The 13,644-nt window shown below is 40.1% G+C and carries 16 protein-coding genes; 1 reads left to right on the top strand and 15 read right to left on the bottom strand.

Annotation, left to right across the window (positions count from 1 at the left end):
• Nucleotides 1–650: 650 nt before the first annotated feature.
• From EKQ44_RS16245 to EKQ44_RS16190, 12 genes are all read right to left on the bottom strand, one after another.
• Nucleotides 651–1,361, bottom strand: coding sequence for a lysophospholipid acyltransferase family protein (locus EKQ44_RS16245; protein WP_237664584.1), 711 nt, complete (start codon nt 1,359–1,361; stop codon nt 651–653).
• A gap of 49 nt (nt 1,362–1,410) precedes the next feature.
• Nucleotides 1,411–1,893: a dihydrofolate reductase gene (locus EKQ44_RS16240; RefSeq protein ID WP_237664583.1), complete on the bottom strand. Its 483-nt coding sequence runs from the start codon at nt 1,891–1,893 to the stop codon at nt 1,411–1,413.
• A complete protein-coding gene (locus EKQ44_RS16235; protein ID WP_269151690.1) occupies nt 1,890–2,684 on the bottom strand; it encodes a thymidylate synthase in 795 nt (264 codons plus the stop codon). Before EKQ44_RS16235 ends, EKQ44_RS16240 begins: the two co-directional genes overlap by 4 nt.
• A 124-nt stretch (nt 2,685–2,808) precedes the next feature.
• Nucleotides 2,809–3,558 (bottom strand): anthrax toxin lethal factor-related metalloendopeptidase, encoded by a 750-nt coding sequence (locus tag EKQ44_RS16230; protein WP_237664582.1) that lies wholly within the window; start codon nt 3,556–3,558, stop codon nt 2,809–2,811.
• A 220-nt stretch (nt 3,559–3,778) separates the two neighbouring features.
• Nucleotides 3,779–4,309 carry a phosphatidylglycerophosphatase A family protein gene (locus EKQ44_RS16225; RefSeq protein ID WP_237664581.1) on the bottom strand — a complete coding sequence of 177 codons (531 nt, stop codon included), beginning with the start codon at nt 4,307–4,309 and terminating at the stop codon, nt 3,779–3,781.
• Between the two features lie 26 nt (nt 4,310–4,335).
• Nucleotides 4,336–4,923: a YpjP family protein gene (locus tag EKQ44_RS16220; RefSeq protein WP_237664580.1), complete on the bottom strand. Its 588-nt coding sequence runs from the start codon at nt 4,921–4,923 to the stop codon at nt 4,336–4,338.
• A 364-nt stretch (nt 4,924–5,287) separates the two neighbouring features.
• Nucleotides 5,288–5,419 carry a YuzL family protein gene (locus EKQ44_RS16215; protein WP_237664600.1) on the bottom strand — a complete coding sequence of 44 codons (132 nt, stop codon included), beginning with the start codon at nt 5,417–5,419 and terminating at the stop codon, nt 5,288–5,290.
• 60 nt (nt 5,420–5,479) lie between these two features.
• Complete coding sequence (locus EKQ44_RS16210; protein ID WP_237664579.1) at nt 5,480–6,253, bottom strand: class I SAM-dependent methyltransferase; 774 nt, start codon at nt 6,251–6,253, stop codon at nt 5,480–5,482.
• Between the two features lie 271 nt (nt 6,254–6,524).
• Complete coding sequence (locus EKQ44_RS16205) at nt 6,525–6,962, bottom strand: BrxA/BrxB family bacilliredoxin (protein ID WP_237664578.1); 438 nt, start codon at nt 6,960–6,962, stop codon at nt 6,525–6,527.
• Between the two features lie 15 nt (nt 6,963–6,977).
• Nucleotides 6,978–8,099, bottom strand: coding sequence for a conserved virulence factor C family protein (locus EKQ44_RS16200; RefSeq protein ID WP_237664577.1), 1,122 nt, complete (start codon nt 8,097–8,099; stop codon nt 6,978–6,980).
• Between the two features lie 72 nt (nt 8,100–8,171).
• Nucleotides 8,172–10,079, bottom strand: coding sequence for an ABC-F family ATP-binding cassette domain-containing protein (locus EKQ44_RS16195; RefSeq protein ID WP_237664576.1), 1,908 nt, complete (start codon nt 10,077–10,079; stop codon nt 8,172–8,174).
• 4 nt (nt 10,080–10,083) lie between these two features.
• The gene (locus EKQ44_RS16190; protein ID WP_237664575.1) at nt 10,084–10,713 is read right to left on the bottom strand and encodes an HD domain-containing protein; all 630 of its coding nucleotides are present in this window, start codon (nt 10,711–10,713) and stop codon (nt 10,084–10,086) included.
• Between the two features lie 215 nt (nt 10,714–10,928).
• Between EKQ44_RS16190 and EKQ44_RS16185 the strand changes: the two genes are divergently transcribed.
• A complete protein-coding gene (locus EKQ44_RS16185; protein ID WP_237664574.1) occupies nt 10,929–11,177 on the top strand; it encodes a hypothetical protein in 249 nt (82 codons plus the stop codon).
• Nucleotides 11,178–11,181: 4 nt separating this feature from the next.
• On the opposite strand, the gene EKQ44_RS16180 is transcribed toward EKQ44_RS16185, so the two are convergent.
• The 3 genes from EKQ44_RS16180 to EKQ44_RS16170 form a co-directional block, all read right to left on the bottom strand.
• Complete coding sequence (locus tag EKQ44_RS16180) at nt 11,182–12,024, bottom strand: DegV family protein (RefSeq protein ID WP_237664573.1); 843 nt, start codon at nt 12,022–12,024, stop codon at nt 11,182–11,184.
• Between the two features lie 45 nt (nt 12,025–12,069).
• The gene (locus EKQ44_RS16175; RefSeq protein ID WP_237664572.1) at nt 12,070–12,927 is read right to left on the bottom strand and encodes an amidohydrolase family protein; all 858 of its coding nucleotides are present in this window, start codon (nt 12,925–12,927) and stop codon (nt 12,070–12,072) included.
• Nucleotides 12,928–13,080: 153 nt separating this feature from the next.
• Nucleotides 13,081–13,557 carry a glutathione peroxidase gene (locus tag EKQ44_RS16170; protein WP_237664599.1) on the bottom strand — a complete coding sequence of 159 codons (477 nt, stop codon included), beginning with the start codon at nt 13,555–13,557 and terminating at the stop codon, nt 13,081–13,083.
• Nucleotides 13,558–13,644 lie beyond the last annotated feature (87 nt).

The raw sequence follows: 13,644 nt of genomic DNA, 5'->3' as shown, positions 1-13,644 counted from the left end.
AGATTGTCTTCATCGGGTGTATGAAGACAATTTCGAGGGTGATTTTCGGTTGAGATTGTCTTCATCGGGTGTATGAAGACAATTTCGAGGGTGATTTTCGGTTGAGATTGTCTTCATCGGGTGTATGAAGACAATCTCGAGGGTGGATTTCGGTTGAGATTGTCTTCATCGGGTGTATGAAGACAATTTCGAGGGTGATTTTCGGTTGAGATTGTCTTCATCGGGTGTATGAAGACAATCTCGAAGGTGGATTTCGGTAAAGATTGTCATCATCGAATATATCGAAAACCACTTCGAGGTGGAAGCCATCATTAATTAGACCTCTTGTAGTGAGAGAGGCTAAAGGTCGCCCTCTGGATAAGTGGAGCCGGTTGCGAAAATCAAGCGACTTAAATTAGATTACAAAAACAACTAGAATTTAAACAATTTTAGATTTGCATTTACATGATGATCTTCGTTCCAGGCGCTTCGCTTTCCGCGGGCGGTCCGGGAGCCTCCTCGTGCTACGCCCTGCGGGGTCTCCCATGTCTCTTCCTCCCGCAGGAGTCTGCGCGCCTTCCACTACGATCAACATAGTTATTACATAACTTGAAGATTAAAATAGCTTTGTCTACACACTGAAACCGCTACAAAAGTAGCGGTCTTCATTTTTATAAGTATTGCATAATTTTGTTCTGGATTTCCATTCCGAGTTGATTTCCATCCACTTTTTCATCTTCCGGCAAGAAGATTGGATCATGGACCGTCACCCTTACATGGGCTGGTTGAAAACCGAATTTACTTTCTTCCATGATTCTGTAAGATCCAGAAATGGTAATGGGAACAACCGGCACCTTGCTATCTGTAGCAAGACGGAGCCCACCTTTTTTGAAGTCCCCCATTTCATTCCCCTTACTTCTTGTACCTTCCGGAAAGATCACTAGGGAATGTCCATCCTTTAGGGTTTGGACACCTTCCCTAATCGACTGGATTGCCTTTCTTCTATCCTTACGATCGATGAAAACACAGTTCATCGCTTCCATCCATCTTGGGACCAAGGGAATCTTTTTCACTTCTACTTTTGAAATAAATCCTAAAGGTTTTTGAAGAAAACCGATAAGGATCGGGACATCAAAATTCCCTTGATGATTACTCACAAACAGAACCGGCCCTTGCGGAATTTTCTCCTCTCCAATCACCTCAATCTCCGATCCTGTAAGCTTGACCAAGGTTTTGGCCCAATGTTTTGGTTTTTGGTGAATAATTGTATCTTTTTCCTCCACTGTCAAGGTAGGATCCAACTTTTTCACCTTTTTGATTGTCGGCAAACTATAAATGAGATAGCAAAAAAAGTAAACAAACCACCATATCGTACGTAACATTTCTTTCTCTCCCTAAATAACACGACCATTTATTGCTCTAAATGTAGTATTACGTTAATCTCTTATATTTCCTAAAATAGTAATCATATGGATTTTTTTCATCCTTCATACCTTTTTCTTCGGATATCAAATGCCATTCCCTCTCATCAAGCGTAGGAAAAAAGGTATCGCCCTCGAATTCTTCATCGATATAGGTTAAGTACAAAAGATCCGCAAACGGTAGTGCTTCCTTGAAAATATGTGCACCACCAATGATAAAGAGCTCTTTATTGTCTTCTTCCATCGATTTAACTTCTTCCAATGAATGGAGCGTTTCACATCCTTCTGCGAAAAAATCCTTTCTTGATAGAATGATATTCCTTCTATTTGGAAGCGGTTTTCCAATGGATTCATACGTTTTTCTTCCCATCACAATAGTGCTACCACTTGTAACTTTTTTGAAGTAAGCCAAATCTGCAGGAATTCTCCATGGAAGATCGTTTTCTTTTCCAATAAGGTGATTTCTGTCCATTGCTACAATAATGGAGATCATACACTTACGACTCCTTTGATATGCGGATGCGCATCGTAATCGACAAGTGTAAAGTCTTCGAATTTGAAATCAAAAATAGAAGTTACTTCTTTATTCAGTTTCATTTTCGGTAATTTTTTCGGTTCCCTTTGTAGTTGTAGCTTTACTTGATCTATATGATTTGAATAGATATGTGCATCTCCTAATGTATGAATGAAGTCACCCGGCTCCAGATCACATACCTGGGCCACCATCAACGTCAACAAGGCATAAGAAGCTATATTAAATGGAACACCTAAAAATACATCTGCAGACCTTTGGTAAAGTTGACAAGAGAGCTTTCCATCAGCAACATAAAATTGGAACATAGTATGACAAGGTGGGAGTGCCATAGAATCGACATTCGCAACATTCCATGCTGATACAATTAACCTTCTGGAATCTGGATTACGCTTTATCTGATCGATCAGATTGGTTATTTGGTCAATATGTTCACCATCTGGTGTCGGCCATGACCTCCATTGATAACCATAGACTGGCCCAAGCTCTCCGTTTTCATCTGCCCATTCATTCCATATTCTAACACCGTTATCTTGCAAGTACTTTACATTGGTATCCCCGGCCAAGAACCAGAGTAATTCATGAATTATTGATTTGAGATGTAATTTCTTTGTTGTTACAACAGGAAATCCTTCCTGTAGATTGTATCTCATCTGATAACCAAATGTACTGATCGTACCTGTACCTGTTCTGTCTTCTTTCTTTGTTCCATTATGTAGGACGTGTTCGCATAAATCTAGATACTGTTTCAATTCCTTCACCTCATCAACGGTCATTTTTCCTTTCTACATTCTAACATAAAAAAGAAGAGGCAAGTCGCAAATTTTATTACAATTATGGAAAGAAAAAAGCACTCCCAATTTAGGAATGCTCCATTTAATACCTTTTACCGAAGAAATCTCTTGTTAAAGGCATTTTTTCCATATTTTCAAAGAACAAGAACGTTTGTGGGGCGTGCTTTGCCAGTTCAAGCCGTGAAACATCATTTAAATAATACATGGCAAATGTTTCAGCAAAATACTCTTCAGGAAAGGTCTGGAAGTAACTCCTGTTTGGAAATATGGAAGTAACCTCTTTTTTCCACGCTTCTTGAAAAGCTTGGTTATGACGGACATTTCCTAGTACATATCGGTCAATGGAATGGGCTAATTCATGGAGTTCAAGGTTAACGGACCCATGCCCCATTCCCTTATTACTATGTCCGATTTTCGCCAACACCAACTTCGAGCCGCCTATTCCGGGTACATCTTCCCAGTTAGACCCATTCATACTATAGCCTCTCGGTTTGATCCCTTGCAAATGCTCAAACCCCTCCACTTCTGTCAGTTTTCCATTAAACAAGTAAAGGTGGACATTCTGCTGTATCAATACATTAAGGATATTTGGCGGTATGTTTGCCACATGTTGAATCATTAATGCAGCATCTTTTTCCGAAAAGTCCCTAGTAGGAAGGTAAATCAATTGATTCATCGTCTCCCTATTTGGAATATCGTGAAGAAAGCCGTCCATTTGGGGAGAGTCGTAGTATTTAAGTGGGATGGCATCCAGACTTGCATATGCTTTCCAATATATCGGAATAATTGTAAATACGATTAATAACATGATTGCCAGAATACGCCGCTTCATCTTTCCTCTCCTTCTCATGGTGTCAGTACAAGTTGATATCCGTTGTTGATTTATCTGAAAATTCAATTCTTTTATACTAGTATTATATCAGGAAAAGGATTTAATTTAAATGATATTTTTGTAACATTGCATTAATATAGGGTATTAATTTTTACCAATTAACTCCTGAATACAAAAAGGGCTCATCCTCTTTTTGAAGATAGCCCTTTAGTCAACGTTTTTATACGATTACTTCCTCTTCGTTCAATTCCGCTTCCTCTATATCTCGTGAACGATGGGCAATCCGACTGGCAGCCGCTGCAGCAAGTGCACACACAATGTCATCCATAAAGGTATGCACCTCTTCCCCTTCATGTTCATCAAGGCTTTTAATAATACCAAATTTCTCTTTATCGAGAAAACCAAAATTGGTCAACCCAATTGACCCGTAAACATTTACAATGGACAAAGGAATTATTTCATCAATCCCATATAATGGCTCATCGGTTTCGACGAGATATTGAAGAGGTTCAGGTAGCAATTTCTTTTCCGCCAAGATATCTAAAGAGATGCCGGTTAAAACAGCATGCACGATTTCCCTCTTTTCTAGCACTTTTTCTACATTGTGAATACAGTCTTCGAGCGTGACGTCCGTAATATATTTTTGTTGAAGAAGAAGAACGATCTCTGCGATGTCCTTGATCATGACGCCTCTGTCTTCCAACATTTTCTTTGTTGTCTCTCGCATTTGTTGAAGTGTGTACTTTCTCATCGTCATGCCCCCTTTTTATTCTCTCTCTAGCTCAACCATTTAGGCGGTGTATTTTTTGCCCAAAAGATGGATCCCAAAGTATGATGACCTTGAAATTCATCATGGTATGTATGGTAATGGAAGTTGAAGTAATACCCCTCCAAAGGTGGATGATCTTTTCTTACGTGGAACCGAATCAAGTCCTTTCCAGTTTGGGCGTGATAGATGTGAAAAATCTTCTCACTATCACCACCGGTTGGATTCTCGGAAATGGTCAAATTATTTAATTCTTCTTCCGGATGTTCTGTAGCAAGTTCATTTATCACTTCTTCCATTTTGGGAAAAATGATATCTTTAAACTCATCCTGTATTTTCGGACCAATTCTGGACCCGAATTTTGTAAAACTTTGAATTTCTGCCTGTTCCTTCGCAAAAGATAGAAATGCTTCCTTAGTAAGTTCTTGCTCTATAGGTTCAATGTAATTAGCTGAGTAGTTAAAGTCTTTATTGGTAAAATCACCAAATGTGGAATCATCTTTTTGATCGTCTACTGTCAAGTAGGCAGGGGGCGATACTGTACCGAATGTAAGGGCTGTTATAAGGACTACTAATGATTTTTTTAACCATTTTGGCATGCTAGTCTTCCTCCGTCTCTATCTCTCTCATGCAACAACTCTATTAAATAATAAAACTAGTATACCATAAAAGTAAGAAAATTTTATCAATTTATTTTCTCTTTCTTCATTCTCCAACACCTTTTGTTACAAATTCAGCAAAAATATGTTTGTTTATACGTTTTCGAATATTTCTTATTCATTTATTTGTGGTTTTTTGTTAATATTAAGAAAGAGTACATATTGGAGGTAATTATTATGGCAGATGTTGCTATCATCGTATCATGCTTTGTGACTTTAGGGGCTTTAGTATATTTATGTATCGCTGACTGATAAGAAAATAGAAAAACTCGCGGTGAGCTAGGCTCACCGCGAGTTTTTTTCATTAATTTTTCTTTGTACTTTTCCTGCTTGAGGACATGGATTTTCCATCGATTTCTGTACTCGTTGTCCCTTGTCCTTCTACTTGAGGAGAGGAAAGACCTACATTTCCTGGTTTTTTCCTTTTTCCGCCCATCTGTGACACCTCATTTCTCCTTCGAGTTACCATCAAGAAATAGGGTGCCCAACAAGGCTCTTAAGTTTTCAAGTAACCATAATGAAACTTTGCTGTTTTTCTCTTACGAACAATAAAACCAAATTGATCAAACCTCTCACTTTGCCAATGATCCTTCAGTACGACCCTGTGTCTTGCGACTCTCATGGCGTCCATTATGACTTTTTCCGTTAATTCTTCATAAAAAGCAACATTTCTAAGTGGGGCAATACCATTTGATTCTTCTAATACCTGATGAAACATTGGATCGAAATACACCACATCAAAACTATTATCCGATAATGTCGAGAGTATCTTCTGATGATTACCTTCAAGAACTTCAATCCTCTTCATCGCTTCATTCATTTCCACCATATCCGATTCCCAATTCTTTAGGCCAGTTTTCACAAGATAGGCCATCATCTTATTCCCCTCGATCCCAACAACTTGACCATTCGGTCCTGTTTCCAGGCTGGCCATTATAGCATCGGAGGCCAAACCGAGCGTGCAGTCCAGGAATTTCATTCCTTCTTTTAGATCAGTTGCTTGTACGAAAGGTTCCACTTCCCCATTCTTCCACCTTTTTGCTCTAAAAGCAGCTGTATTGGGATGGAAGAATATCGGCTCGTCCTTGCCGAGACAGTACCATTCAAATCGGCTCTTTCCAATTACGAGAATATCCTGTTGCATTTCACTAAAGATTTTTGTGATTGATTTTTTGTTTCTTTGATAATAAGGATAACCTAGATCTTGAGCAATTTTTCTAGCAGTTTGAATCATCTGTTCATTTGTTCTTCCCGCGGTGGTCACAATCATAAGTTTTCTCCCTTTTAAATGGATCTTTTCATTTGGCTATGGTAAACACCGCTGTTGATTTCCGCAAACTGCTCCGCTTTCCGCGGGGCAATCTTCAGCTTCCTCAGGCTGCGCCCTCCGGGGTCTCAAGATTTTTGCTACTCCCTGCTAGAGTCTTCGTCTTTGCTCCAATCAATAGCTAGGTTGCTGCTATCATCAACAGTATGCTTTAACAGAGCCTTTCATTTAAAAAGGGGATGTGCCAGGTTCGCACATCCCCTAAGTATTAACACTATTGACAGTATTGATGAAAGGCTCCTTGCAGATTGGTCATGATGTTTTCCATCGAATTCGCTTCAATATCATGGCGATGGATGAAATGTACGACTTCGTTCCCTTTCATCAGTGCCATGGAAGGAGAAGACGGTGGAATATCACCAAATATTTCTCTCATTTTTGAAGTGGCATCCTTATCTTGACCTGCAAAAACCGTCACTAGGTGGTCTGGGGTTTTATCAGATTGAATAACGGACTGGGTAGCTGCTGGACGGGCCAATCCAGCTGCACAACCACAAACCGAGTTGACAATCACCAGTGTTGTCCCTTCCACATTGCTGAAAAAGTCCTCAACCGCTTCGCTTGTAGTCAATTCTTCAAAACCCGCTCTTGTGAGTTCGTCTCTCATCGGTTTTACTAATTGTTTCATGTATTCTTCATATGCCATAGACATGATAGATTCCTCCTTTTAATTGTTACGTTCTGTCATCTGCTTCCATACGGAACCTTTTGCTTCTTCTCCACCTTCAATTCGTTGAATGGCCATTTTCACTTGCATGCTCACTTCAAATTCAGGATCGTCCTCTGCTTCATGCAAAGCAGGTAGAGCTGTTTCATCCCCTACTTCATATAGGAACATTGCCGCTCTCCAACGCACCAATTTGTTTTTATCCTTTAGTGCTTGTATCATGGATGGCATTGCTGCTTTATCACCAAGATCTGACATGCAGTCCCCAGCAGTTCTTCTTACGGTTACAGACTTATCTTTTAGTGCTTTGGAAAGGTAAGGTAAAATATCCGATTCTTCTAGCATGCCAAAATAGACGGTTGCTAAACGGCGGATGGAACCCTTTTCATCTTCGAGTGCCTTTGCCAACACTGGAATATCCTCTTCTTTTGGATCCATTTGATCAAGCGCGGCAAAGCGTTTAGACCAATCAGGATCGTCTAACATGTCTAGCGTCACTTTGTAACGTTGCTTTGACTTTATTGTATTCGATTTATCTGGATTTTCTTCTTGTTTAAGCATTTTTTCTATCCGTTCTTCGGTAAAAGTTGCAGATAGTTCTTCAACGATTTCCGTACCCACCGCTTCAAGGTCGCCATAACGGACACCATGCTCTTTCCATTCTCTCTCTAGTACTACATTATCTTGGTTTTGTTGAGCGGTTAAAATGGCTTGCATGAACCGGTCAGGTAACCCCACACGTTTTTCTTGTTCACCATCGGTTAATTTCACTTGCATAGGGATACCTTGGAACATTTGGACAAATACTTTTACCTCTCCAAAGCCTTCCAATGATTGCTGTTTAGTACCTTCTTGATGCTCTTCTTCTTCCCCAAAAGCTGCCCTTACTTCAGAAAGTATTCCTTTCCAGTCAAAACGAGCATTTCTCTCGACAGCTAGGAAATCGGCCACATGATAGACACCTTTTACGCCTTCGATCTTCAGTATTTGCTGAATAATTTCAGGTGCCTCATTTTCATTCTCGGTCATATAATTATTTCTTGCACCTGCTGGTAACTCTTCGCTTAAAATAACCTTCATTGTATTGGGACTTGGAGTAGGTTCAATGGATTTTATATTCACTAGAAAACACCTCTTCCTATATTTTCTTTCTACCATGGTAGCATACGCTTCCACACACTACACGTCTGTAGCTTAAGATTGCTCTTTAATTTTCTCCATTTTTTCAGACAGCTCTTCCCATCTGTTCATGGCCACTTCTAACTGTCGATTCGTCTCTTCCTGCTCAGCAAGCCACTTGCTTACTATTTCATAGTCACTTCCTGCTTTAGTAATTTCTGTTTCTATATTCTCAAGCTTCTCTTCAAGGGTCATGATTTTTTCTTCAATCGTATCCCAATCTTTCTGTTCCTGGTAAGAGAGCTTCAATGTCTTCTGCTTTTGACGGGTTGAAGATTGTGCTTCCTTCTTTGCTGTTTCCACCTGTTTCTCTTCTTTTCGTTTCTGTTGCTGTTCCTGCACATAGTCTGTGTATTCACCAAAGATTCTTTTTATGTCCCCATTTCCTTCAAGGATGACCAGCTCCTCCACTACTTTATCAAGGAAATAACGGTCATGGGATACAGTGATAACCACTCCTGGGAACTCGTCCAAATATGCTTCTAGAATGGTCAACGTTTCTGTATCGAGGTCGTTGGTCGGTTCATCCAGGAGCAGAACGTTTGGTTGTGACATAAGGATTCTTAAGAGATAGAGCCTTTTTCGCTCACCGCCAGAAAGCTTTCTTATCGGTGTACCATGGGAGTGCGGGGGAAATAGAAATCTTTCTAAGAGTTGAGAGGCACTGATATGCTGACCATCTTCTCCCTTAATGACTTCCGCTTCTTCTTTCACATACTCGATCATTCTTTGGTCCAAGTTCATATCTTGCTGTTCCTGGGTGTAATAACCAAGCTTAACCGTCAAACCTATATCTACCCTACCGCTTGTAGGAGTGAGCTTTTGTGCCAAAATGTTTAACAGGCTAGATTTTCCTACTCCGTTGGGACCAACAATACCAATTCGGTCCTTTTGCTTGATCAGAAGATTCACTTTTTCAAATATCACCTTTTTCCCGTACTGTAGGGACACTTCTTCAAGCTCCATTACCTTTTTCCCTAAGCGGGAAGAGCCTGTTAGAAGTTCCAATTCGCCGGTTGAAGAGGTAGAAGCTACCTTTTCATCAAGCTCCTCAAAGCGTTTAATTCTTGCTTTTTGTTTCGTTGTTCTTGCTTTGGCACCTTTTCTCATCCATTCGAGCTCTTGGCGATAGAGGCTTTTTTGTTTTGCCTCCGTTTTTAGTTGCTCTTCCTGTCGTATCGCTTTTGCCTCTAAATAGTCTCCATAATTACCAGAGTAGGTATAAATAGCACCATTATGTAGTTCGAATATCTTATTCGTGACCTTGTCCAAGAAATAACGGTCATGGGTGACGAGCAGTACCGCTCCCTGATACTTACCTAAATAATCCTCCAGCCATTCAATCGCTTCAAAATCAAGGTGGTTGGTAGGTTCATCAAGAATTAGCAGGTCGGCAGCTTCTACTAATGTCTGAGCAAGTGCAACCCGCTTTTTCTGGCCGCCTGATAAACTTTCGATTCTTTGGTTGACTTCGGTAATACCCAGTTTATTGAGAATTGCCTTAGCATTTGCGCTGGCATCCCACGCTTGAAACTGATCCATCTGAGATTGCAGATTCGCGAGGCGCCCATGCAACTTTTCATCCATGGGGTTTTCCTGCACCTGCATTAGACAGTTCTCATATTTCATAATGATGTTGTTTGTTTGTGATTCTTTACTAAAGATTTGCTCCATCACAGTATTAGACTCTTCAAGTGCAGGTTGCTGGGAGAGAAATCCGATGGTGTAGTCATTAGATGTGGTAATGGAACCACCATCAGCGGATTCTAGTCCGGCAATGATTTTTAATAAAGTTGACTTACCTGTCCCATTGACCCCGATCAAGCCGACCCGCTCTTTTTCCTGGATACTGAAATTAGCTTTATCCAATAACACTTTCTCTACATATGTCTTTGACAGACTTTCTCCAATTAACATTTTCATACGATTATATCTCATTCCATTCTTTCATAAATTGATCAACGAATTGTTTCATGAATGCATGGCGCTCATCGGCAATTCTTTTCGCTTCTTCCGTTTGAAGCGTACTCTTCAAAAGAAATAGCTTCTCATGAAAGTGGTTGATGGCCGTTGATTTTTCTTTTCGGTATTGATCATAGGTCATCTCGCTTCTTACTTCTATTTCCGGATCATACATCGCTTGACCTTTCGCACCGGAATACATGAATGTACGGGCAGTACCAATGGCACCTAGTGCATCCAATCTATCGGCATCCTGTACCACCTTCCCCTCAAGCGTTTCCAAAACGATTCCGTTACCGCCTTTGAAGCCGATGTTTTCTATCGTATGTAGAATTTCATCAATATGTAATTTCGTTAAAGGGAGTTCCGCCAGTAGTTCAGCTATTTCTTCTTTTGACTTTATTTTGTCATTAGTCAACTTATCGTCAAGTACATCATGCAGTAGTGCAATGATTTCTACCATCAATAGGTTTGCTTGTTCCACTTTTCCAATTTGTAAGGCAAGTCTTCTGACTCTTTGTATATGGTACCAATCATGTCCGGTTGTATCATTCTTGAATATTGATTCTACGTATTTCTCTACTTTATGTATCACAAAAGTTACACCCTTTTCGTTTAATTCCTTCTTATTTTACCATGAGTGAGAAGATAACCATACCATTTCGCAATACAGGGCATTTCCTCTCCGTAACATAGTGTTTCCAATCCACATAAAATACAAATACAGGCTCATGTAGACAACAAAAAGCCGATGGCAAGTTCTGGCTATCATGCCAGAAGGATGCACATCAGCTATTAGGAGGAGAGAAAATGTACTATCCTCGTACGTACAATTCACAAATTGGCACAGCTTGGTTCGGAACTCATATTGTACTCATTCGTTGCAATTACCAAACAGGCGACACTTTAGCATTATTTAAGAGTGATCATGCCCCATCCGAACCTGCTGCAGCAACTTGCGCTGAAACTCTTTCAAGATATATTAGTATCGGCTATACACTTATTGGGGCATATCCCTTAAATGACAGTGAAGTTCAATATGTTTTGCAGTACCGATGAGCCTTTATTCGTTATACCACGCAATCCCTATCGTATTCACTCCGGCATGTACGGCAATTGCAGTGGATAAAGGGAATGGGTTAATCGGGATATCTGGATACTTTTCCCTGAGACTAGCAACAAGACCATCCGCATCTTCCATGTTGGTACCATGTAAAACAAACAATTCTTTGATGGTTGCTTGGGCATGAGCCTCGTCCAGAAAATCCACAATCTTGGACAATGCTTTCTTATGTGTGCGTACTTTTTCAGCAACATCCAGCTTCCCATTTTCGATACGAATGATCGGTTTAATCTGGAGAAGGCTACCCAATAATTTTTGCACCCCAGACATCCTACCGCTGCGGTGTAGTTGTTCGAGGCTGCCAATAAGCACATAGATATCACATTTTGTTGCCAGATCATGGAGGTAGTCCAGTATCTCCTCATATGTCTTACCTTCCTCCTGAGCCTTTATCCCCTTCTTTACCATGGCAGACAGTGGAAAAGAAATGACTTTCGAATCTACTGTATGAACAGGAATTTCTACAAGTTCCCCTGCCTGTGTACTAGACGAAACGGTACCGCTTAGATGACTGGAGAGGTGAACTGAAATGATGCGATCATAGGATTCTGCCAACTTGGTGTACAACTCCACGAATGCCCCTACAGAAGGTTGGGAGGTTTTGGGCGGCGTATTGCTTGCCTCCAATTTTGTATAGAAATCCTCTAAGGATAAGGTAACCCCATCAAGATATTCTTCCTCTTCAAAATACACCACCATCGGAATGCTATATACATCTGGGTGATTCTTTAATACCTCGTCCAAATATGCCGTACTATCTGTAACCCAAGCTATTTTCTCCATTAAAAACTCCCCCGTTCTTTCTATCTTTATCCCTATTTTATTGTACTATTCTGATAATAATGCTCCCAATCTAGGATATACCTTTAATGCAGTATCATAAAACACTGCCTGATGAAAATCTTCAGGTATGATCCCTTTGATGAAGTGAATATAGTTATCTACAGATATTAGTGGCCAATCTGTCCCAAACATCAGTTTCTCATAGTGATCGCAATAGTCTAGAGCATGCAATAAATGTTGTAGGAACCTTGTTTGCTTGTAGCGATTAATTTCCCGTTGCGTGCCGACAATTAACCCAGAGAGGTCCGCATACATGTTTTTGTTTTTATACACAACCTCTGCACCATCCAGTACCCATGGGTCACCGAAATGTGCCATGACAAAAGTGACATCTCTATTAGCTACAGCCACCTCATCAAGCGTCAATGGATGTGCATACTTCAACAATCCTCTTTCTGAATATGTATCCCCTGTATGAAATACCACCGGTAATTGATATTTCTCTGCCAATAGGTACACCGGTTTGTATAGTTCATCGTAGGCGTAAAAAGGGTAATACCCCAGATAAATCTTCAATCCCACTACATTCGATTTTTGAATTTCTCTTTCAAGTTCCCTAAGATTCCCCTCTTCCATTTTATATGGGTTAATTCCTGGACAGTATCCCATATTCGATGGTATGGAAGAAGCAAGATCAAGACCCATTGGTGTTTCGCTACGATGGTCTGGAAACCCTAAGGGCTCTGTTTCTGTTACACCCATCGCGACAGCACCTACCACCTCCTGTTGCTCCCATTCTTTCAGGAGTCCATCGTATGAATAAGAAAGGCAGGAGATGTTATCAGCTGTATCCTGAAAGCTTTTTATGGTTGAAAAGTGGATATGAGCATCAATTACTTTCAAAGGTTTACTCCTTTCTCTGAATAGTGATATTGTTATTAATTCGATAATAATATAAAAAAACCCTTCTCTAAATTTAAGAAAAGGGTTTTCTTTTATAATAGGTTTTATAAGTCATAGTTATTCTTTTGAACCTAAGAATATAAGTTAAATTTATTATAGTAACTTTTCAATATCATTTTTCATTTTTGAAGGAGAGGTTGCGGAAGCAAAGCGTTCTACCACTTCGCCGTTTCTATCAACAAGAAACTTCGTGAAGTTCCACTTCACAGCTTTTGAGCCTAATAATCCCTTAGCATTTTCTTTCAAATATTCAAACAGCGGATGGGTGTCGTCCCCATTCACATCCACCTTTGAAAACATCGGAAAGGAAACCCCATAATTCAATTGACAAAATTCACTTATTTCTTCTTCCTTTCCCGGTTCTTGATTACCAAACTGATTACACGGGAAACCAAGTACCATGAATTGTTTATCCTTATACTCCTTATAGAGATCCTCTAGTTCTTCAAATTGTGGAGTGAAACCACATTTGCTAGCTGTATTGACAATAAGCAGGACATATCCTCTATATTCGGATAATGGGACCTCCTTACCTCTGATGTCCGTAGCAGAAAAGTCATAAACAGTCATCAATTTCTTCACCTCTTCTTATTAGGGTTTTATAATGCACCCCTGTTGATTTCCACACAGAGCTTCGCTTTCCCCCTGGGGCCTATA

The sequence above is a fragment of the Sutcliffiella horikoshii genome (assembly GCF_021991925.1).
GTDB classification, from domain to species: domain Bacteria; phylum Bacillota; class Bacilli; order Bacillales; family Bacillaceae_I; genus Sutcliffiella_A; species Sutcliffiella_A horikoshii_F.
The sequence above is the reverse complement of the archived record's forward strand: the minus strand, read 5'-3'. Positions and strand labels throughout refer to the sequence as shown.